This window comes from Stenotrophomonas daejeonensis (assembly GCF_001431505.1).
GTDB lineage: Bacteria > Pseudomonadota > Gammaproteobacteria > Xanthomonadales > Xanthomonadaceae > Stenotrophomonas > Stenotrophomonas daejeonensis.
This window is the reverse complement of the sequence record NZ_LDJP01000063.1, coordinates 1-20,051: the sequence shown is the minus strand read 5'-3', so window position 1 is coordinate 20,051 and position 20,051 is coordinate 1. Positions and strand designations below refer to the sequence as shown.

Here is a 20,051-nt window from a genome sequence, read left to right as displayed (position 1 = left end):
CCCCGTCGCCGGGTGCCGCGGATGCTGGCGGCGGCCATGGCCGGCGTGCTGTTGGCCGGTTGCGCCAGCGTCGGCCCCGACTACCATGCGCCGCTGCAGCCGCCGGTGCAGTTGCAGGGCCTCGCCGATCCGGCCTTCAGCACCGCCACCTCGCTGGTCAGCTGGTGGTCGCAGTTCGACGACCCGGTGCTGGCGCAACTGGTGCATGGTGCGCTGGCCGACAACCTGGACCTGCGCATCGCGCTGGCGCGGGTGCGCATGGCACGTGCGGTCTTCAGCGAACAGCGGCTGGAGCAGGCGCCGCACGTGACCGCCATTGGCAGCCAGGACCGCCGCAAGCAGCCGGACCCCGCGCGCGGTGGCGAACGCAGCTTCAGCGAGAGCTACCAGCTCGGCTTCGACGCCGGCTGGGAGCTGGACCTGTTCGGCCGCCAACGCCGCGCCGCCGAGGCCGCGCGCGCCGAGCTGGGTGCCGAGCGCGACAACCTCGCCGACGTGCAGGTCACCATCGCCGCCGAGGTCGCGCGCAACTACTTCGAACTGCGCGGCACCCAGAAGCGCATCGCGGTGGCGCGGCAGACGCTGGCCAACCTGCACGACACCCAGCGGCTCACCGAGACGCGCCGCGAACTGGGCGCCGGCAGCGAGCTGGACGTGCAGAGCAGCCGCGCGCAGCTGAAGGCGATCGAGGCCGGCATCCCGTTGCTGGAAGTGGCCGAGGTACAGGCGCGGCACCGGCTGGCGGTGCTGCTGGGCCAGCGCCCGGGCGCGCTGGACGAACTGCTGCAACCACGGCAGGTGCCGGCCTTCGCCAGGGCACTGCCGTTGGGCGACACCACCGGCCTGCTGCGCCAGCGCGCCGACGTGCGCGTCGCCGAGCGCCGGCTGGCCGCGGCCACCGCGCGGGTCGGCGTCGCCACCGCCGACCTGTTCCCGCGCATCCGCCTCGACGGTTTCCTCGGCTTCCTCGGCGGCGATGCCGACGGGCTGGTCAACGGCGGCAACAAGGCGTGGTCGTTGACGCCGTCGATCAGCTGGGCCGCGTTCGACTTCGGCAGCGTGCGTGCGCGGCTGCGCGCAAGCAAGGCGCAGGCCGATGGCGCGGCCGCCGAGTACGAGAAGGCGGTGCTGCTGGCGCTGGAGGACACCGAGAACGCGCTGGCGCGCTGCGCCAGGGAGCAGTCGCGGCTGGCCATCGTCGCCGAGCAGGCGCAGGCCGCGCGCCGCGCCGAATCGCTGGCGCAGGTGCGCTACCGCGAGGGATCGGAGGATTTCCTGGCGCTGCTGGACGCGCAACGCAGCCAGCTGGCCGCCGACGATGCGCTGGCGGCGGCCGAGGCGTCGGTGAACGTCAGCGTGGTCGCGGTCTACAAGGCGCTTGGCGGCTGGGGCCAGCGCGGCCCGGAAGAAACCGTCGCCAGCGTGCGTTGATCGCCCCGACGAAAGAGGCGGCCGATGGCCGCCTCTTCGTTTCATCGTTGCCGACTGCGGTCAGGCCGCGTCGGCCTGCTCGCGGCGCGGGCCTTCGACCAGCGCCCGGCCGACCATCTCCACCAGCAGGTCCAGCTCTTCCTCGTCCATGCCGAAGTGCGGGGTGAAGCGCAGCGAGTTCTCGCCGCCGTGGATCACGTTGACGCCGTGCATGCGCAGCCATTCCTCGGTGGAACCGGCGCCGTAGCACTTGAACTGCGGGGCCAGCTCGCAGGAGAACAGCAGGCCGGTGCCCTGCACCTTGGTGATCAGGCCGCCGAGTTTCGCCTTCAGCGCTTCCAGCTTCCGCACCGCCTGTTCGCCGCGCAGGCGGATGTTGGCGCGCACCTGCGGCGTCAGCTGGGCCAGGGTGGCGCAGGCCACGTCCAATGCGCGCGGGTTGCTGGTCATGGTGTTGCCGTACACGCCCTTGCGGTACAGGTTGGCGGCGTGTTCGGTGACGGCCAGCACCGACAACGGGAACTGCGCGCCGTTCAGCGCCTTGGAGTAGGTCTCCATGTCCGGCGGGTCCAGCGTTTCGTAGCCGGTGTAATCGACGAACGACAGCGTGCCGTGGGCGCGCAGCGCGGCCTGGATCGAATCGATCAGCAGCAGGCTGCCGTGGGCGCGGGTGAGTTCGCGCGCCAGCCTGTAGAAGCCGGCCGGCACCGCGCGGCCGGGGTCGCCTTCGCCCATCACTGGCTCCAGGAACACCGCCTCGATGAACCAGTTGTTGGCGCGGGCGTCGTCGAACACCTTGCGCAGCGCCGCCTCGTCGTACGGCGGGATGGCGATGACGCTGTCCTCGCCGCGGTAGCTGGCCAGGTAGCGGTCGTAGGTCTTGCGGGTCGAGTCCGAATACAGCGCCGGGCGGTCGGTGCGGCCGTGGAAGCTGCCCTTGATGACCACGCGCTTGATCGCGGCGCCGGCATGCGCCGCGCCCGGTTCGGTCTGGGACTTGGCGTTGATGTCGGCGATGCGCGCGGCCAGGCCCACGGCCTCGGAACCGGAGTTCAGGCACATGAAGTGCGAGAACGGGCAGCCGCCGCGGCTGTGGCCGATCTCCTTGCGCAGCGCCTGCACGAAGCGGCGCTGCGACAGGCTCGGGGTCATGATGTTGGCCATCACCTGTGGCTTGCCGGCCGCGTCCAGCACCTCGGCCGGGGTATGGCCGAAGCCGAGCATGCCGTAGCCGCCGGCGTCGTACAGCACCGCGCCCTTGAGCGAAACCACCCACGGGCCGCGGGCGGCCAGGGCGACGTAGGGCACCACCGCGTCGTCGGCATAGAAGTTGACGAAGCCGGACTGCATCGCCGTGATTTGGTCCTTCTCGTCCAGGTCCAGCAGGTCGGCGGCCTCGTCCCTGATGCGGGCGTATTCGGCGGCGGCGGCCTCGATGGCGCGCGGCAGGTCGGGATGGGCAGCGGCCAGGCGCTCGATGGCGGCATCGTCCAGGCCTTGGGTCAGGCGGGTGCCGGCATGCGCGCGAAGCGGGGCGAGGGGGCCGAGTACGGTCATGCTCATCTCTCCAGAATGTTTTCGTATAGGCATTATCTGGAGATTCTGGTCACATGGCAGCTGTCATTTGGTCGAAAATTCGGGTAATTTCGTCGAAACGACGAATTTGCCTCGCGATATGAAGATTTCCCCCGCCGATGAACGCCTGCTTTCCGTACTGCGCGAGGACGCCCGCGCCTCCACCGCGCAGATCGCGCGGCGGCTGGGACTGTCGCGCACCACGGTGCAGAGCCGCATCGACCGGCTGGAGCAGCAGGGCGTGATCGCCGGCTACACCGTGCGTACCCACGCCGACTACGAGCAGGGGCAGGTGCGCGCGCACGTGCTGGTCACCGTGCTGCCGAAGAAGATGCCGGCGGTGGTCAAGGCGCTGCGCGAGATCCCGGAGGTGCGCTCGCTGCACTCGGTCAGCGGCAACCACGACCTGATCGCGATGGTGGTGGTCGGCGGGGTGGGGGAGATGGACGTGGCCACCGATGCCATCGGCGCCATCGACGGGGTCGAGCGCACCACCAGCGCGATCATCCTTTCGACCAAGTTCGAGCGTTGACCGTAGATGCGGGGCTTGCCCCGCATGGGACTCCGCCGGTGAAGCTTCATGCGGGGCAAGCCCCGCATCTACGGGCATCCGGTGGGCTGCCGGTACAATGTCCGGCTCCCCGCCCGATGCCCCGGCCTTGAAGAAGTCCGATTTCAACTACGACCTGCCCGCCGAACTGATCGCGCAGGCGCCGCTGCCCGAGCGTTCGGCCAGCCGCCTGCTGCTGGTGCCGCCGGCGCCTGCCGCGTTCGCCGACCGCCACGTGCGCGACCTGCCGGACCTGCTGCAACCCGGCGACCTGCTGGTGTTCAACGACACCCGGGTGATTCCGGCGCGGCTGTTCGGGCAGAAGGCCAGCGGCGGCCGGGTCGAGATCCTGATCGAGCGCCTGCTCGGCGGCCAGCAGGCGCGCGCGCAGGTCGGGGCCAGCAAGTCGCCCAAACCGGGCAGCCGCATCGCCCTGGATGCCGGCGGCGAGGTGGAGGTGTTGGGGCGCGACGGCGAGTTCTACCTGCTGCGCTTCGACATCCCCGAACCGCTGGAGTCGTGGCTGGTGCATGCCGGTCGGCTGCCGCTGCCGCCGTACATCCAGCGCGAGCCCGGCGCCGACGACCGCGAGCGCTACCAGACCGTGTTCGCGCGGCAGGTGGGCGCCGTGGCCGCGCCCACCGCGGGGCTGCACTTCGACGAGCCGCTGCTGGAACGGCTGCGCGGGCGCGGCGTGCAGTTCGGCCACATCACCCTGCACGTGGGCGCCGGCACCTTCCAGCCGGTGCGGGTGGACGACCTCTCGCAGCACGTGATGCACCGCGAATGGCTCAACGTCGGTGCCGAGCTGGTGCAGCAGGTGCGCCGCACCCGCGCCGCCGGCGGCCGCGTGATCGGCGTCGGCACCACCGTGGTACGGGCGCTGGAGAGTGCAATGCGCGACGGCGAACTGCACCCGTATGCCGGCGAAACCCAGATCTTCATCACCCCCGGCTACCGCATCCGCAGCGTCGATGCGATGGTCACCAACTTCCACCTGCCGGAAAGCACCCTGTTGATGATGATCTCCGCCTTCGCCGGCAGGGAGCGGGTGTTCGAGGCCTATGCCCACGCCATCGCCGAGCGTTACCGCTTCTTCAGCTACGGTGACGCGATGCTGCTGTGGAGCAGGGAAGGGACCGGCGCGCCGACGGACGCTCCAATCCATTCCTGAGCTGCCTTCCGCTCCCATTCCTTTCCCTCCGTTCCCGGTTCCCGGCTTTCCCCATGTCCCGATTGCAGTTCACCCTCCAGACCACCGACGGCAACGCCCGCCGCGGCCAGCTGTCCTTCCCGCGCGGCACCGTGCAGACCCCGGCGTTCATGCCGGTGGGCACCTACGGTTCGGTCAAGGGCGTGCTGCCCGAGCAGGTCCGCGCGCTCGGCGCCGAGATCATCCTCGGCAACACCTTCCACCTGTACCTGCGGCCGGGGCTGGACGTGATCGCCGACCACGGCGGCCTGCACGGCTTCTGCCGCTGGAATGGGCCGATCCTGACCGACTCCGGCGGCTTCCAGGTGTTCTCGCTGGCGCACCGCCGCAAGATCACCGAGCAGGGCGTCACCTTCGCCTCGCCGACCGACGGCGCGCGGGTGTTCCTCGGTCCGGAGGAGAGCATGAAGATCCAGAAGGTGCTCGATTCGGACGTCGTGATGATCTTCGACGAATGCACGCCGTACCCGGCCACCGAGGACGTGGCGCGCAGGTCGATGGAACTGAGCCTGCGCTGGGCGCAGCGCTCGCGCGATGCGCACGACGCGCTGGGCAACGACGCGGCGCTGTTCGGCATCGTCCAGGGCGGGGTGCACACCGACTTGCGCAGCCGCTCGGCGGAAGGCTTGCAGCAGATCGGTTTCGACGGCTACGCCATCGGCGGGCTGGCGGTGGGCGAGCCGGAGCACGAGCGCAACGCCATGCTCGAGCACATGCACCCGATCCTGCCGGCCGACCGCCCGCGCTACCTGATGGGCGTGGGCCGCCCCGAGGACCTGGTCGAAGGCGTGGCCCGCGGCGTGGACATGTTCGACTGCGTGATGCCCACCCGCAACGCCCGCAACGGCCATTACTTCACCTCCTTCGGCACCGTGCGCATCCGCAATGCCCGCTACGAGCGCGACATGGACCCGATCGAACCGGGCTGCGGCTGTCACGCCTGCAGCAGCGGCTACACCCGCTCCTACCTGCGCCACCTGGACCGCTGCAACGAGATGCTGGCGCCGATGCTCGGCACCCTGCACAACCTGTATTACTACGAGAAGCTGATGGCCGACATGCGCGCGGCCATCGAGGCGGGAACCTTCGGGGCCTTCCGCGAGTCCTTCTATGCGGCGCGCGGCGCGACCGCCCCGGCGTAGGTCGGGGCTACGCCCCCGACGCGCCATGTCGGATTCGCCGGGAGCGCCGGGGCGGTAGCCCCGACCTACGTAGGGCATGTGTTTGCCGGCGTAGGGAGCGGGCAATGCCCCGTGCGTTCGGCCGGCGAGGGTTCGCCCGTATCCTCATCCAAATCCTCTCCCGGGGGAGAGGGCCCCGACCTCAGGCCGTTGGCGGCAAAGCCTTGCAATCGGCCCCTCCCGCCCCTATGGCATACTTCCACGCTTGAATCCGTTTCGCGGCGCCGGCCATGGCAGGCGCCGCCCAACTCCCAAGGACACATGATGAACCCGATGGCAATCCTGCTTCCCGTCGCCCAGGCCGCTCCGGCCGCCCCGGGCATGGGTACCTTCCTGCTGCCGATCGTCCTGATCGCGGTCATGTATTTCGTGATGATCCGCCCGCAGATGAAGCGCCAGAAGGAACACAAGGCGATGCTGGAGAAGATCAACAAGGGCGATGAAGTGCTAACCAACGGCGGCATCGCCGGCGTGGTCACCCATATCGGCGAAAACTTCATCACCGTCGAGGTGGCCGACAACGTGCAAATCCGCGTGCAGAAGGGCGCCATCGGCAACGTGCTGCCCAAGGGCACGCTGAAGTCCGCCGCCTGAACCCGCCTTTTCCGTCCGCCACCACGTGACGCCGGCGCGGCGTCACGCAGGATCCCGCAATGCTCGAATTTCCACGCTGGAAGTACTTCCTGATTCTGATCATTCTGGCGGTCAGCGCCCTGTATGCGCTGCCCAACGTCTACCAGAAGGATCCCTCCGTGCAGATCACCGCCAACCGCGGCGGCCAGATCGACGACGCGTTCAAGCAGCACATCGTCTCGGTGCTGGACGAAGCAGGGGTCGCCCCCAAGTCGGTGGAGATGGAGGGCGAGAACAACCTCATCGTCCGCCTGCCGTCGCTCGAGGCCCAGACCCGCGCCAACGACGCGTTGCGCGAGAAGGCCGGCGAGAACTACACCGTGGCGCTGAACCTGGCCTCGACCGTGCCGGACTGGCTGGCCAGGGTGGGCGGCAAGCCGATGGTGCTGGGCCTGGACCTGGTCGGCGGCGTGCACTTCGCCCTGCAGGTGGACAAGAAGGCTGCGGTGGACAAGCGTTTCGACGCCTTCGCCGAGGACATCCGCACCACCCTGCGCGACGGCCGCATCGGCTACCGCTCGGTCGAGCGCCGTGGCGAGAGCGACATCCAGGTGGTGCTGTCCAACGCCGCCGACGCCGACAAGGCGCGCGTGGCGCTGGCCAAGGCGCAGCCGACCCTGACCTATTCGGGCAGCGGCGAGCGGCTCACGGTCAGCGTGCCGCAGGCGGAGATGCTGCAGATCGCCTCCGGCGCCATCGAGCAGAACCTGAGCACGCTGCGCAACCGCGTCAACGAACTGGGCGTGGCCGAGCCGATCATCCAGCGCCAGGGCGAGGACCGCATCGTGGTCGAGCTGCCGGGCGTGCAGGACACGGCCGAGGCCAAGCGCATGATCGGCGCCACCGCCACGCTGGAATACCGCGCCGTGGTCGATGGCAACGCGCAGGACGCGTTGGCCACCGGCCGCATCCCGCCGGAAGCCAAGCTGTACCGCGACCGCAGCGGCCGCCCGGTACTGCTGAACAAGCGCACCATCGTCACCGGCGACCAGATGGTCAAGGCCGATGCGGCCACCGACCAGAACGGCATGCCGGCGGTGAGCGTCACCCTCAACAGCGTCGGCGGCCAGCGCATGTTCGACTTCACCAGCGGCAACGTGAACAAGCCGATGGCGGTGGTCTACACCGAGCGCATCCCGCAGGTGACGATGGTCGACGGCAAGGAAGTGCGCAGCTTCCGGGTCAAGGAGGAAGTCATCTCCGTGGCCAACATCAACGGCGTGTTCGGCAAGAACTTCCAGACCACCGGCCTGGAGAAGACCGAGGCCGAGAACCTGGCCAAGCTACTGCGCGCCGGTTCGCTGGCCGCGCCGATGGACTTCGTCGAGGAATACGTGATCGGCCCGAGCCTGGGCGCGGAGAACGTGGCCCGCGGCGTCAAGGCAGTGGTGTTCTCGTTCGTGTTCACGCTGCTGTTCTTCACCGTCTACTACCGCGTGTTCGGCGCGATCACCTCGGTGGCGCTGCTGTTCAACCTGCTGATCGTGGTGTCGGTGATGTCGCTGTTCGGCGCGACGATGACCCTGCCAGGCTTCGCCGGCCTGGCGTTGTCGGTGGGCCTGTCGGTGGACGCCAACGTACTCATCAACGAGCGCATCCGCGAGGAGTTGCGCGCCGGCATGCCGGCCAAGGCGGCCATCGCCGCCGGCTACGAGAAGGCCTCGCACACCATCCTCGACGCCAACCTCACCGGCCTGATCGTCGGCGTGGCGCTGTACGCGTTCGGCACCGGCCCGCTGAAGGGCTTCGCGCTGACCATGATCATCGGCATCTTCGCCTCGATGTTCACCGCGATCACCGTGTCGCGCGCGCTGGCGGTGCTGCTCTATGGCCGCCGCAAGAAGCTGACCTCCGTGGCCATCTGAGTCCGACGCGAATCCTTTTGCAAAAGCCCGCGCCTTCGGGTGCGGGTTTTCCAGGGAAAACCCTTGCATGAAACTGTTCCCGCTTCACCTCATCCCGAACGACACCACCATCGACTTCATGCGCCACCGCAAGCCGGTGCTGGTGCTGATGGTGGTCCTGCTGGTGCTGTCCATCGGCATCATCGGCTTCAAGGGCTTCAACTACGCGCTGGAGTTCACCGGCGGCACCGTGGTGCGCACCCACTTCCAGAACAGCATCGACGCCGACAGCGTGCGCGAACGCCTGGCCGCGGCCGGCTTCGAGAACGTTCAGGTGCAGAGCGTGGGCGGCGGCAACGACATGATGGTCCGCCTGCCGCCCGATGCCGAGCACAACAACGCCGCCGACGCGGCGCAGAAGGTGGCCGAGAAGGTGCGCGCCGCGGTGACCAGCGAGGCCAACCCGGCCACGGTGCAGCCGGGCGAGTTCGTCGGCCCGCAGGTCGGCAGGGACCTGGCGATGAACGGCGTCTACGCGACGTTGTTCATGCTGGTCGGCTTCCTGATCTACATCGCCGCGCGCTTCGAATGGAAGTTCGCGGTGGTGGCCAGCATCACCGCGTTCTTCGACCTGATCCTGACCGTGGCCTACATGTCGCTGCTCGGCCGCGAGTTCGACCTGACCGTGCTGGCCGGCATGCTGTCGGTGATGGGCTTCGCCATCAACGACATCATCGTGGTGTTCGACCGCGTCCGCGAGAACTTCCGCAGCCTGCGGGTGGACCCGCTGGAAGTGCTGAACCGCTCGATCAACCAGACCCTGTCGCGCACCATCATCACCGCGGTGATGTTCTTCCTGTCGGCACTGGCGCTGTACATGTACGGCGGCGAATCGATGGAAGGATTGGCCGAAACCCACATGATCGGCGCGGTCATCGTGGTGGTGTCCTCGGTCATCGTCGCTGTGCCGATGCTGAGCATCGGGAAGTTCGCGGTGTCCAAGCAGGACCTGATGCCCAAGGCCCGCGACGTCGAGGAACTGGCGCGCCGCCCGTAACCGGGCGACCCCGCCCAGCCCCGGAAGAGCCGCGCATGACGCGGCTCTTTCTTTTTGTCTTCGTGCCCGCCACCACGCGCGAATCCATGCGGGGGCGTCGGTTGTGTTCACTGCGGGCGCACACTACGATCCTTCCGGTTCGGCGCCCGGCCATTGCATCGCGCCGCCGGTTTTTCGCATCCATCCGAGGTTTTCATGGTCATCAAACCGCGTGTGCGCGGCTTCATCTGCGTCACCACCCACCCGACCGGCTGCGAGGCGGCGGTCAAGGAACAGATCGACTACATCAAGGCGCAGCCGAAGCTGGCGCATGGCCCGAAGAAGGTGCTGGTGATCGGCGCGTCCACCGGCTACGGGCTGGCCGCGCGCATCAAGGCTGCCTTCGGCAGCGACGCGGCCACGCTGGGCGTGTTCTTCGAGCGTCCCGGCACCGAGAGCAAGCCGGGCACGGCGGGCTGGTACAACTCGGCCGCGTTCGAGAAGCACGCGCACGCGGCCGGCCTGTACGCGCGCAGCGTCAACGGCGATGCGTTCTCCGACGAAGTGAAGGCCAGGGTCATCGAGATCATCAAGGCCGACCTCGGCCAGGTCGACCAGGTGGTCTACAGCCTGGCCGCGCCGCGCCGCAAGCACCCCAGGACCGGCGAGATCATCAGCTCCACGCTCAAGCCGATCGGCGCGCCGATCACCCTGCGCGGGCTGGACACCGACAAGGAAGTGCTGACCGAAACCACGCTGCAGCCGGCCACCGACGAGGAAATCGCCGGCACCGTGCAGGTGATGGGCGGCGAGGACTGGCAGATGTGGATCGACGCGCTGCTGGAAGCCGGCGTGCTGGCGCCGGGCGCGACCACCACCGCCTTCACCTACGTCGGCGAGGAGATCACCCAGGCGATCTACTGGAACGGTTCGATCGGCGCGGCCAAGAAGGACCTGGACGACAAGGTCAAGGCCATCCGCGGCAAGCTGCAGGGCATCGGCGGCGACGCGCGCGTGTCGGTGCTCAAGGCGGTGGTGACGCAGGCCAGCTCGGCGATCCCGACCATGCCGCTGTACCTGTCGCTGCTGTTCAAGGTGATGAAGGAAGAGGGCACCCACGAGGGCTGCATCGAGCAGCTCGATACGCTGTACGACATCCTCTACAACGGCCCGCAGGGCGGCGCCAATGCCGCCGACCACATCCGCCGCGAACGGGTGGATGGAAAGGGCCGCGGCGTCGCGCTGGTCGACGAGGAAGGCCGCCTGCGCGCCGACTACAAGGAAATGGCGCCGGAAGTGCAGGGCAGGGTGGTCGAGCTGTGGCCGCAGGTGACCAACGAGAACCTGTACCAGATCAGCGACCTGGCCGGCTACAAGGCCGATTTTCTGCGCCTGTTCGGTTTCGGCGTGGACGGCGTGGACTACGACGCCGACGTCGACCCGGACGTGAAGATCGACAACCTCGTCGACCTGACCTGAAGCACGAAAGGCCGGCGCAAGCCGGCCTTTCCACATCTTCGTAGGTGCCGGGCTTGCCCGGCACAGACCGTCGGTAAAGCCCCAATGCGGGGCAAGCCCCGCATCTACGCAGCTGCGGTGGGTGCCGGCCGTTGGCCGACACTGCTTTACGCGTTGAACTCGAAATCCATCCGCGGGCCGGTGGGGCCGACGAAATCGCCCTGCACGTAATCGAAGCCGGCATTGAACAGCAGGCTCATCGTCGCCGCATCGGCGACGTGCTCGGCGATGGTGCGGATGTTCTCTTCCTGCGCCCGCGCGGTGATTTCCTGGGTCTTGGGCAACTGTTCGCGGGCCTGCGCCGGGTCGGCGGTGAAGCTGCTGTCCAGCTTGAGGAAGGCCGGCTTGAAGTGGCTCAGCAACTGGAACGAATCCAGCCCCGAGCCGAACTGCTCCAACCCGACCTTGCAGCCCAGCGCGGCGACGTCGTCGAGGAACTGCTGGGCATTGCGCAGTTGGGTGAACACCCGTGCCTCGGACACCTGCAGCCACAGCTGCTCGCCGGCCACGCCCTCGGCCTGCAGGCCGTCGCGGATCACCTTCAGCAGCAGCGGGTCGGAGAACGATTCGGGGGTGATGCGCACCATCAGGTGGGTGCGGTGGCCGGCGCGCTGGCGCTCGCCGAGCGCCTTGAGCGCATGGCCGACCATCCAGCGGTTGATCGGCGCCAGCAGGTCGTGGTCCTCGGCGATCGGCAGGAAGGTGGCCTGGCCGACCAGCTCGTCGTTGCTGAGCAGCTGCAGCATGGTGTCGTACAGCTGCAGCGGCTCGCCCATCAGGTTGATGACCGGGCGGAAGCCGAGCTGGAAGCCTTCGCCGTCCAGCGCCTCGCGGATCAGCGTGACCCAGCGCTGCACGCGTTCTTCCTCCAGCCGGTCGGTGGCGCCAGGGTCGAACACCTTGACCGTGTTGCCGCCCAGTTCGACCGCGGTGCGCATGCAGTCGCCGGCACGCGACAGCACCTGGCCGACGCTGGCGATCTTCTCGCCGACCTGCACGCCGCCGATGCTGACGGTGACGGTGGCCGAGTGCTCGCCGACGGTGAACACGTGCGAGGCGAAGGCTTCGCGCACCATCTCGGCCACGCCCATCGTGTGCAGGTAGTCGCCCTGCACCAGCAGGGCGAAGCTGTGCTCGCCGACGCGCGCGATCGAGGCGCCTGGGTCGAGGCCGGCGGCCAGGTGCTGGCCCAGCGCGGCGATCAGCGCGTCGGCCGAATCCAGGCCGATGGTCGGCAGCAGCCGCGCGTAGTGGTCCGGTTCGACCAGCAGGAAACCGTACTGGCCCTCGCTGCGGCTGACCTGGGCCACCGCGTTTTCCAGATGCACCATGAAGGTGGGGCGGTTGAGCAGGCCAGTGACCTGGTCGCGCTGGCGCAGTGCCTCGACCTCGCGCGCCAGCTCCGGGTCGAACTCCTCGCGGCGGCGGAACACCACCTGGATGCAGGATTCGCCCTCGTAGGTGGCGGCGGTGAATTCCATCGTCGCCGGGAAGGTGTCGCCTTCCTGGTTGCGGGCGTGCAGTTCGTACTGCGGCGGCGGCGCCTCGCCCTTGCTCAGCGACTTGAGCAATTGCTTGAAGTCCTCCACGTGCTGCGGCGCGACCATGTCCAGCAGCGAGATGCCTTCCACGTCCTCGAACGACGCGTAGCCGAACATTTCCAGATAGGCATCGTTGGCACGGATGTGCATGCCTTCGTGGATGTAGGCGATGGGGTCGCGCGAGGAGGCGATCAGCGCGTCGCAGCGGCGCTCGGTCTCGCGCATCTGCGCCTCGATCCGGCGCAGGCCGCGGCGCGCCTGCAGGTCGGTCCATTCATTGCGCACCACCGCCAGCAAGTGCTCGGGGCGCTGGCGCAGGGCGATGGCACGGATGCCGTTGGCGCCGGACTCCACCAGCATCCGTTCGTCGACGTGCTCGGCCAGCAGGATCACCGGGATGTCCTTGCCGCTGGCGGCGATCTGCTGGCTCAGCAGCGCCTGCGGAATCACCTGCGACGGCGCCGACAGCACCAGGTCGATGGCCTGCCCGGCCAGCACCTGCACCAGTTCCGCCGGCGTCTGCGGGCGGAACGGGCGGATGGCGATGCCGCTGTTGCGCAAGGCGCTGGCGATGGCTTCGGCGCTTTCGGCGCTGTCATCGATGATCAGCAGGCGCAGGGTGATTTCTTTGCCGTTCTGCATTCGGGACTCCCCTTTGACCGGGTTTAATACAACACGGCGCGATGGCCGTCCATGCGTGGATCGCCCGCCTGTGACAGCGGTCGTGTGCGGGGCGGGGTACGGGCGGGGCGCGCTGCCGGCCGCCGCATTCAGGCCACCTGCCCGGCGGCGTGGCCGCTGGCCCAGGCCCACTGGAAGTTGTAGCCGCCCAGCCAGCCGGTCACGTCCAGTACCTCGCCGATGAAATGCAGGCCGGGTACCCGCCGCGATTCCATCGTCGCCGACGAGATCGCGGCCGTGTCCACCCCGCCCAGGGTCACCTCGGCGGTGCGGTAGCCCTCGGTGCCACTGGCCACCAGCGGGAAATCGCCGAGCAGGGCCGCGGCGTCGCGCAGCTGGCGCTCGTCGAGCTGGCGCAGCGGCCGGTCCGGCAGCCAGTGTTCGCACAGACGCTGCGCCATGCGCTTGGGCATGGCCTCGGCCAGCACCGTGCGCAGCTCCGAGGCGCCGCGCTCGCGCTTCATGGTGCGCAGCCAGTCGCCGGCGTCGCGGTCGGGCAGCAGGTCCAGCCGCAGGTCGTCGCCGGGTTGCCAGTACGAGGAAACCTGCAGGATCGCCGGGCCGCTGATGCCGCGGTGGGTCAGCAGCATGAAGTTGCGGAAGTCCTGCCCGTTGCAGCGTGCCGCCACCGGCAGTGCCACGCCGCTGAGGTCGGCGAAACGTTGCTGGTGCTTGCCGCTGAGGGTGAGCGGCACCAGCCCGGCGCGGGTCGGCAGCACCTCGTGGCCGAACTGGCGGGCGACCTCGTAGCCGAAGCCGCTGGCACCCATGCTCGGGATCGACAGGCCGCCGGTGGCGACGACCAGCGAGGCGCAGTGGAACCGGCCCTGCCCGGTACGCACGCGGAAACCGTCGGCGCCGCGCTCGATGCCTTCCACCGCGCAATCGGTGCGGACCTGCGCGCCGGCGGCGGCGCATTCGTCGAGCAGCATCCTGACGATCAGCTTCGACGAGACGTCGCAGAACAGCTGGCCCAGTTCCTTCTCGTGGTACGCGATGCGGTGCCGCTCGACCATGTCGATGAAGTCGGACGGGGCATAGCGGGCCAGCGCCGACTTGCAGAAATGCGGGTTGGCGGAAAGGAAGTTGGCTGGGGTCGTGCCGGTGTTGGTGAAATTGCAGCGGCCGCCGCCGGACATCAGGATCTTCTTGCCCGGCTTGTTGGCATGGTCGATCACCTGCACGATGCGGCCGCGCTGGCCGGCGGTGAGCGCGCACATCAGTCCGGCGGCACCGGCGCCGATGACCAGCACGTCGCAGCGGATCGGGTCGCCGGCCACTGCGCGCTTATTCCGCCGCGCGCTTGCGCCAGGCCGGGATCACGTCCAGCTGCATATGGTCGGCGATCAACTGCACCTCGCCGTCCTGGACCAGCACGCTCCAGCGCATCGCCCGCTGGATCTGCGCGCCCCACAGCTCGACGAAGCCGGCGGGCAGGTCCAGCACCGACAGGTTGCCGAAACGTTCAAGGTGCCGGCCCTGCTTCTGCCACCAGATGTCGGAGGCGTTGCCGCCGTAGTTGACCACCTGCACGCGGGCGCTGCGGTTGCAGGCCTTGCGGATGCGCGATTCGTCCGGGTGGCCGAGGTCGATCCAGCGCAGGATGTCGCCGGTGTAGTCGTGCTGCCACAGGTCCGGTTCGTCGTCGGTGCTCAGGCCGCGGCCGAACTCCAGCCGCTCGTCGGCGTTCAGGGCGAACGCGAGCAACCGCACCATCAGCCGCTCGTCGGTTTCGGACGGGTGCTGGGCCAGGGTCAGGTGGTGGTTGGCGTAGTAGCCGCGATCCATGTCGCTGATCTGCAGCTCGGCCTTGCGGATGGTGGCGGTGAGGGCCATGAAGTTACCGGGGCAAAAGACCGCCCATGATAAGCCTTGCCGGGCATGCGGGCCGGTTGTCGCATTGCGTGTTCAGCGCTGCGCGGCGAGCCAGCGGTCCAGTTGCGCGGCAAAGGCCTGGCGGTCGCGCGGGTGCAGGCTGGCCGGGCCGCCGGTATGGATGCCGGCGCCGCGCAGCTCGGCCATGAAATCGCGCATCGACAAGCGCTCGGCGATGCTGTCGCGGTCGAACGGCACGCCGCGCGGATCGATCGCGGCCGCCGCCTTTTCCAGCACGCGGGCGGCGAGGGGAATGTCCTGGGTGACGACCAGGTCGCCGGCGGCCACCCGCTCGGCGATGGCGTCGTCGGCCGCGTCCGCACCGGCACCCACCTGCAGGCTGCGGACGAAGCGCGAGGCCGGCGTCTGCAGCCAGCGGTTGGCGACCAGCACCACCTCGGTGCGGGTGCGCTCGGCGGCGCGGTACAGGATGTCGCGGATGGCGGCCGGGCAGGCGTCGGCATCGACCCATATCCGCGGCGTGGACGCGGGGGAATGCGGGGTCATGGCGCGCAACCCGGCGCGCGCGCGTATTTATTCTGCATGTGCAACCTCTTGCTTTTGTTTCAACTGATTGAATGTAAAGGAGTTGTTTGTTTTCGTGCGCTGGCCGCACCGGCTGAATGCGGTATTTGTCGCTTTTTGCCGGAAAGCCGCGTATCTTTCGCCCCACTGTGCTTGCAAGGGTCACCGTGAATCGTGGCCTGATGCAGCTGATCTCACCGATCCGCTCATCGTTCCGTTTTACCAATGCCTGCAACTCAGTCTCGGCCCCGATCCCGGTGGCCGCGATTTTTTCAATCAATAGTTCCAGGAGTTCGTAATGTCTGAGCGTCAGACCGGCACGGTGAAGTGGTTCAACGATGCCAAGGGTTTCGGTTTCATCACCCCGGAAAGCGGCCCCGACCTGTTCGTGCACTTCCGTGCCATCCAGGGCAACGGCTTCAAGTCGCTGCAGGAAGGCCAGAAGGTGACCTTCGTCGCCGTGCAGGGCCAGAAGGGCATGCAGGCCGACCAGGTGCAGGCGCTGTAATCCAGCCCCCGCAACCGCAAGGTCGCCAGAACGCCGGGAGCGCAAGCTTCCGGCGTTTTTCGTTCGTCGCGCATCGATGATGTCTCCCGTATTCGACAATCGTTTCATCCGTGAACTGCCCGGCGATACCGAAACCGGCCCGCGTCGCCGCGAGGTGACCGGGGCGGCGTGGTCGTCGGTATCACCCATGCCGGTGGCCGCGCCGTGCCTGCTGGCGCACTCGCCGGAAGTGGCGGCGCTGCTGGGCTTCGACGCGGCAACCGTGCAGGCGCCGGGGTTTGCCGAGGTGTTCGGTGGCAATGCACTGTATCCGGGCATGCAGCCGTGGGCGGCCAATTACGGCGGCCACCAGTTCGGGCACTGGGCCGGGCAGCTGGGCGATGGCCGCGCCATTTCATTGGGCGAGTTGCTGGCCGATGGCCGGCGCTGGGAGCTGCAGCTCAAGGGCGCAGGGCCGACGCCATATTCGCGCAGCGCCGATGGCCGCGCGGTGCTGCGTTCGTCGATCCGCGAATTCCTGTGTTCGGAAGCCATGCACCACCTCGGCGTGCCGACCACGCGCGCATTGAGCCTGGTCGGCACCGGCGAGGCGGTGGTGCGCGACATGTTCTACGACGGCCATCCGCGCGCCGAGCCGGGTGCGGTGGTGTGCCGGGTGGCGCCGTCGTTCATCCGCTTCGGCAGCTTCGAGCTGCCGGCCGCGCGTGGCGATGTCGGCTTGCTGCGGCAACTGGTGGATTTCTGCATCGACCGCGATTTCGACCACGCTTTTCGGCACCTGCCGCCCGGCTTGCCGCGTGATGGCGACTGGTTCGCCGAGGTCTGCACGCGTACCGCGACGCTGGTCGCGCAGTGGATGCGGGTGGGCTTCGTGCACGGGGTGATGAACACCGACAACATGTCCGTCCTCGGCCTGACGCTGGACTATGGCCCCTACGGCTGGGTGGAGGACTACGACCCGGACTGGACGCCCAACACCACCGACGCGCAGGGCCGGCGCTATCGCTTCGGCACGCAGATGCAGGTGGCGTACTGGAACCTGGTGCGGCTGGCGCAGGCGCTGTCGCCGCTGTTCGACGAGGTGGCGCCGCTGCAGGCGGGGCTGGATGCGTTCCAGTCACGTTTCGCCGAGGAGGAGCGCCGGCACCTGCTCGCCAAGCTCGGCCTCGGCGAATACCGCGAGGGCGACGAGGCATTGATGGCGCAGTTCCTGCAACTGCTGCACGACGGCGAGATGGACATGACCCTGGCCTTCCGGGCGCTGGCCGACGTCGATCCGGACCGGCCCGACGCCGCCGCGCTGGAAGGCGCGTTCTACTCCGCCGAACGCCGCGCGCGGGCGATGCCGGCACTGCACGACTGGCTGCAGCGCCACGCCGCGCGGGTGCGCGATGAAGCACTGCCCGCTGCCGGGCGCCGGCGCACCATGCAGGCGGCCAACCCGAAGTACGTACCGCGCAACTGGTTGCTGCAACAGGCGATCGACCGCGCCGAGCGGGGCGACGTGGCCGGCATCGGCGAACTGCTGGACGTGCTGCGCCATCCCTGCGACGAGCAGCCCGGCCGCGAAGCCTTCGCCCAGCGCCGGCCGGAATGGGCGCGCGAACGCGCCGGGTGCTCGATGCTGTCGTGCAGCTCCTGATCCTCTTTGCGACACAATGGCCGACATGACCGATACCTATCCCGACTGGGCTGGCGCGATCCGCGACGTGGCCGATTTCCCCAGGCCCGGCATCCTGTTCAAGGACATCACGCCGCTGCTGGCCGACGCCCCCGGCTTCCGCGCGGCAATCGCGGTGATGGCCGCACCCTGGCGCGCCGCCAACGTCCAGGCGGTGCTGGGCGTGGAGGCGCGCGGCTTCATCCTCGGCGCCGCGCTGGCGCTGGAACTGGGCGCGGGCTTCGTGCCGGTGCGCAAGCCGGGCAAGCTGCCCGGCGCCACGCTGGTGCAGGCGTACGCGCTGGAGTATGGCAGCGACCGCATCGAAGTCTGCGCGGGGGCCGTCGCGCCGGGGACGCGGGTGCTGCTGGTCGATGACGTGCTGGCCACCGGTGGCACCCTGGCCGCGGCGCTGTTGCTGGCGCAGCGGCTGGAAGCCGAGGTGCTGGGCGCGGCGGTACTGGTGGAACTGGATGGGTTGGGCGGCCGCCAGCGTCTGCCTGCCGGTCTGCCGCTGCGGGCCACGCTGGTGTATTGAGCGCGGGCCGGCGGTTTCGGCTTTTCGCAGGTGCCGGGCTTGTGCTTGCATCCCTTTTCGGGACAGGCACGGGGCTTTACCGGGAAGGCTCCATGCGGGGAAAGCCCCGCATCTACGACCGGCGCGTTCTACATCTTCCGCACGCGGAAGCGCTTGCCCTTGATCTTGCCGGCTTCCAGCCGCGCCACGGCCTTGCCGGCCTGCTCGCGGGCGATGGCGACGTAGGAGCGGGTGGGGAAGATGTCGATCTTGCCGATGGCCTTGCCCGACAGCCCGGCGTCGCCGGTCAGCGCGCCGAGGATGTCGCCGGCGCGCAGCTTGTCGGTCTTGCCGCCGTCGATGCGCAGCGTGGTCATCGCCGCCTGTGGCAGCTGCGTCGGGCGTGCGGTGGCCAGCGGCGTCTTCTGCCAGTTGAGCGCGCCGCCCTGCTCGGTTTCCAGCGCGTCGGCGCGGTGGCGTTCGCGGCCGGCGACCAGGCTCAATGCCAGCCCGCTACGGCCGGCGCGGGCGGTGCGGCCGACGCGGTGGCGGTAGCTGTCCAGGTCGTTCGGCAGTTCGTAGTTGACCACCGCGGCGAGGTCTTCCACGTCCAGCCCGCGCGCGGCCACGTCGCTGGCGACCAGCACGTTGCAGCTGCGGTTGGAGAACTGCAGCAGCACCTCGTCACGGTCGCGCTGTTCCATGTCGCCGTGCAGCGCCAGCGCCGAGAAACCGAACTGGCGCAGCGAGTTGGCCACCTCGTCCACGTCCTTGCGGGTGTTGCAGAACACCACCGCCGATTCGGGCGTGAACTTCAGCAGCAGCCCGGCCAGCGCCTTCTGCCGGTGCGCCGGCTCGACCTCGAAGAACAACTGCTGGATGGCCGGCGCCTCGGCGTCGCCGTCGATGGTCACTTCTTCCGGCGTTTTCAGCAGCGCGCGCGCCAGCTCGCGGATGGCGTCGGGGAAGGTGGCCGAGAACAGCAGGCTCTGGCGTTCGGCGTGGGTACGGCCGGCGATCTCGCGGATCGGTTCCTCGAAGCCCATGTCGAGCATGCGGTCGGCCTCGTCGAGCACGAAGCAGCGCGCCTGGCCGAGGTTGAGCGCGCGCTTGCGCGCCAGTTCCTGCACGCGGCCGGGGGTGCCGACCACCACCTGCGGGTGGTGCGCTTCCAGCGAGGCCAGCTGCGGGCCGAGCGGCACGCCGCCGGTGAGCACCAGCAGCTTGAGGTTGGGGATGCCGGTGGCCAGCTTGCGCAGCTGCTTGCCGACCTGGTCGGCCAGTTCGCGGGTGGGGCACAGCACCAGCGCCTGCGTGCGCAGCATGGCCGGGTCGAGCCGGTTGAGCAGGCCCAGGCCGAAGGCGGCGGTCTTGCCGCTGCCGGTGGGCGCCTGGGCGATCACGTCGCGGCCCTGCAGGATCGGCGGCAGGCTGCGCGCCTGCACCGGGGTCATGGTGGTGTAGCCCAGCGCGTCGATGCCGGGGGCGAGGGCCGGCGACAGCGGCAGGGTGGAGAAATCGGTCATGCGGCATTTTCGCAGATGGCGCGGCTGAATGTAGGAGTCAACTGTCATTTCATGCAGAGCTTCCTTTTGGGTACCAAGGCAGGTTGTCGCGCTGCATGGCGTTGAGCATGGTGAGGTACTTGCGCATGCAGGCGGTGACGGCGAGTTTTTTGGGTTTGCCAGCCTCCACCAGCCGTCGGTAGGTTTCGGCCAGCGGTGAGCGCGCCCGGATGGCGGCCCAGGTGGCCATGTACAGCA

17 protein-coding genes and 1 pseudogene are annotated in these 20,051 nt (G+C 68.8%); 11 read left to right on the top strand and 7 right to left on the bottom strand.

Going from position 1 to position 20,051, the window contains the following annotated elements:
• The first annotated feature begins 21 nt into the window (after positions 1-21).
• Complete coding sequence (locus ABB34_RS10885) at positions 22-1,431, top strand: efflux transporter outer membrane subunit (protein WP_152979589.1); 1,410 nt, start codon at positions 22-24, stop codon at positions 1,429-1,431.
• A 60-nt stretch (positions 1,432-1,491) separates the two neighbouring features.
• On the opposite strand, the gene ABB34_RS10880 is transcribed toward ABB34_RS10885, so the two are convergent.
• Positions 1,492-2,988 carry an aminotransferase class III-fold pyridoxal phosphate-dependent enzyme gene (locus tag ABB34_RS10880; protein ID WP_057641357.1) on the bottom strand — a complete coding sequence of 499 codons (1,497 nt, stop codon included), beginning with the start codon at positions 2,986-2,988 and terminating at the stop codon, positions 1,492-1,494.
• Positions 2,989-3,106: 118 nt separating this feature from the next.
• On the opposite strand from ABB34_RS10880, the gene ABB34_RS10875 reads away from it, so the two are divergent.
• The 7 genes from ABB34_RS10875 to fabV all read left to right on the top strand — a co-directional run bounded on the left by ABB34_RS10875 (position 3,107) and on the right by fabV (position 10,942).
• Complete coding sequence (locus ABB34_RS10875; protein ID WP_057641346.1) at positions 3,107-3,538, top strand: Lrp/AsnC family transcriptional regulator; 432 nt, start codon at positions 3,107-3,109, stop codon at positions 3,536-3,538.
• Positions 3,539-3,635: 97 nt separating this feature from the next.
• Positions 3,636-4,730 (top strand): tRNA preQ1(34) S-adenosylmethionine ribosyltransferase-isomerase QueA, encoded by a 1,095-nt coding sequence (queA, locus tag ABB34_RS10870; RefSeq protein WP_083490165.1) that lies wholly within the window; start codon positions 3,636-3,638, stop codon positions 4,728-4,730.
• Positions 4,731-4,783: 53 nt separating this feature from the next.
• Positions 4,784-5,911 carry a tRNA guanosine(34) transglycosylase Tgt gene (gene tgt / locus ABB34_RS10865; RefSeq protein WP_057641345.1) on the top strand — a complete coding sequence of 376 codons (1,128 nt, stop codon included), beginning with the start codon at positions 4,784-4,786 and terminating at the stop codon, positions 5,909-5,911.
• A gap of 303 nt (positions 5,912-6,214) precedes the next feature.
• A complete protein-coding gene (gene yajC, locus ABB34_RS10860) occupies positions 6,215-6,544 on the top strand; it encodes a preprotein translocase subunit YajC (RefSeq protein ID WP_057641355.1) in 330 nt (109 codons plus the stop codon).
• Positions 6,545-6,603: 59 nt separating this feature from the next.
• On the top strand, positions 6,604-8,448 hold the full coding sequence (gene secD, locus ABB34_RS10855) for a protein translocase subunit SecD (protein WP_057641344.1): 1,845 nt from the start codon (positions 6,604-6,606) through the stop codon (positions 8,446-8,448).
• Between the two features lie 67 nt (positions 8,449-8,515).
• Positions 8,516-9,484, top strand: a complete 969-nt coding sequence (secF, locus tag ABB34_RS10850; RefSeq protein WP_057641343.1) for a protein translocase subunit SecF — start codon at positions 8,516-8,518, stop codon at positions 9,482-9,484.
• A 195-nt stretch (positions 9,485-9,679) separates the two neighbouring features.
• A complete protein-coding gene (gene fabV / locus ABB34_RS10845; RefSeq protein ID WP_057641342.1) occupies positions 9,680-10,942 on the top strand; it encodes an enoyl-ACP reductase FabV in 1,263 nt (420 codons plus the stop codon).
• Positions 10,943-11,088: 146 nt separating this feature from the next.
• Here fabV and ABB34_RS10840 read toward each other — a convergent pair whose 3' ends face one another.
• From ABB34_RS10840 to ABB34_RS10825, 4 genes are all read right to left on the bottom strand, one after another.
• Positions 11,089-13,164, bottom strand: a complete 2,076-nt coding sequence (locus ABB34_RS10840; RefSeq protein WP_057641341.1) for an EAL domain-containing response regulator — start codon at positions 13,162-13,164, stop codon at positions 11,089-11,091.
• Positions 13,165-13,292: 128 nt separating this feature from the next.
• On the bottom strand, positions 13,293-14,483 hold the full coding sequence (locus ABB34_RS10835; RefSeq protein WP_057641340.1) for a BaiN/RdsA family NAD(P)/FAD-dependent oxidoreductase: 1,191 nt from the start codon (positions 14,481-14,483) through the stop codon (positions 13,293-13,295).
• A gap of 7 nt (positions 14,484-14,490) precedes the next feature.
• Positions 14,491-15,039: a YaeQ family protein gene (locus ABB34_RS10830; RefSeq protein ID WP_057641339.1), complete on the bottom strand. Its 549-nt coding sequence runs from the start codon at positions 15,037-15,039 to the stop codon at positions 14,491-14,493.
• 72 nt (positions 15,040-15,111) lie between these two features.
• Positions 15,112-15,585, bottom strand: a complete 474-nt coding sequence (locus ABB34_RS10825; protein ID WP_057641338.1) for a YaiI/YqxD family protein — start codon at positions 15,583-15,585, stop codon at positions 15,112-15,114.
• Positions 15,586-15,901: 316 nt separating this feature from the next.
• Here ABB34_RS10825 and ABB34_RS10820 point away from each other — a divergent pair, with 316 nt between their 5' ends.
• The 3 genes from ABB34_RS10820 to ABB34_RS10810 all read left to right on the top strand — a co-directional run bounded on the left by ABB34_RS10820 (position 15,902) and on the right by ABB34_RS10810 (position 18,309).
• Positions 15,902-16,111, top strand: coding sequence for a cold-shock protein (locus ABB34_RS10820; protein ID WP_057641337.1), 210 nt, complete (start codon positions 15,902-15,904; stop codon positions 16,109-16,111).
• Positions 16,112-16,187: 76 nt separating this feature from the next.
• Entirely contained in the window at positions 16,188-17,753 is a 1,566-nt protein-coding gene (locus ABB34_RS10815) for a protein adenylyltransferase SelO (RefSeq protein ID WP_057641336.1), read from the top strand.
• A gap of 25 nt (positions 17,754-17,778) precedes the next feature.
• On the top strand, positions 17,779-18,309 hold the full coding sequence (locus tag ABB34_RS10810) for an adenine phosphoribosyltransferase (protein ID WP_057641354.1): 531 nt from the start codon (positions 17,779-17,781) through the stop codon (positions 18,307-18,309).
• 128 nt (positions 18,310-18,437) lie between these two features.
• Here the strand turns inward: ABB34_RS10810 and dbpA are convergent, their stop codons facing one another.
• Entirely contained in the window at positions 18,438-19,814 is a 1,377-nt protein-coding gene (gene dbpA / locus ABB34_RS10805; protein WP_057641335.1) for an ATP-dependent RNA helicase DbpA, read from the bottom strand.
• Between the two features lie 49 nt (positions 19,815-19,863).
• Positions 19,864-20,051, bottom strand: a pseudogene (locus tag ABB34_RS10800) (hypothetical protein); the annotation flags it as partial.

Bases quoted from the DNA above. Each gene is read 5' to 3' on its own strand.
- ABB34_RS10885 (WP_152979589.1), top strand. From the start codon at position 22: ATGCTGGCGGCGGCCATGGCCGGCGTGCTGTTGGCCGGTTGCGCCAGC.
- ABB34_RS10880 (WP_057641357.1), bottom strand. From the start codon at position 2,988: ATGACCGTACTCGGCCCCCTCGCCCCGCTTCGCGCGCATGCCGGCACC.
- ABB34_RS10875 (WP_057641346.1), top strand. From the start codon at position 3,107: ATGAAGATTTCCCCCGCCGATGAACGCCTGCTTTCCGTACTGCGCGAG.
- queA (WP_083490165.1), top strand. From the start codon at position 3,636: ATGTCCGGCTCCCCGCCCGATGCCCCGGCCTTGAAGAAGTCCGATTTC.
- tgt (WP_057641345.1), top strand. From the start codon at position 4,784: ATGTCCCGATTGCAGTTCACCCTCCAGACCACCGACGGCAACGCCCGC.
- yajC (WP_057641355.1), top strand. From the start codon at position 6,215: ATGAACCCGATGGCAATCCTGCTTCCCGTCGCCCAGGCCGCTCCGGCC.
- secD (WP_057641344.1), top strand. From the start codon at position 6,604: ATGCTCGAATTTCCACGCTGGAAGTACTTCCTGATTCTGATCATTCTG.
- secF (WP_057641343.1), top strand. From the start codon at position 8,516: ATGAAACTGTTCCCGCTTCACCTCATCCCGAACGACACCACCATCGAC.
- fabV (WP_057641342.1), top strand. From the start codon at position 9,680: ATGGTCATCAAACCGCGTGTGCGCGGCTTCATCTGCGTCACCACCCAC.
- ABB34_RS10840 (WP_057641341.1), bottom strand. From the start codon at position 13,164: ATGCAGAACGGCAAAGAAATCACCCTGCGCCTGCTGATCATCGATGAC.
- ABB34_RS10830 (WP_057641339.1), bottom strand. From the start codon at position 15,039: ATGGCCCTCACCGCCACCATCCGCAAGGCCGAGCTGCAGATCAGCGAC.
- ABB34_RS10825 (WP_057641338.1), bottom strand. From the start codon at position 15,585: ATGACCCCGCATTCCCCCGCGTCCACGCCGCGGATATGGGTCGATGCC.
- ABB34_RS10820 (WP_057641337.1), top strand. From the start codon at position 15,902: ATGTCTGAGCGTCAGACCGGCACGGTGAAGTGGTTCAACGATGCCAAG.
- ABB34_RS10815 (WP_057641336.1), top strand. From the start codon at position 16,188: ATGATGTCTCCCGTATTCGACAATCGTTTCATCCGTGAACTGCCCGGC.
- ABB34_RS10810 (WP_057641354.1), top strand. From the start codon at position 17,779: ATGACCGATACCTATCCCGACTGGGCTGGCGCGATCCGCGACGTGGCC.
- dbpA (WP_057641335.1), bottom strand. From the start codon at position 19,814: ATGACCGATTTCTCCACCCTGCCGCTGTCGCCGGCCCTCGCCCCCGGC.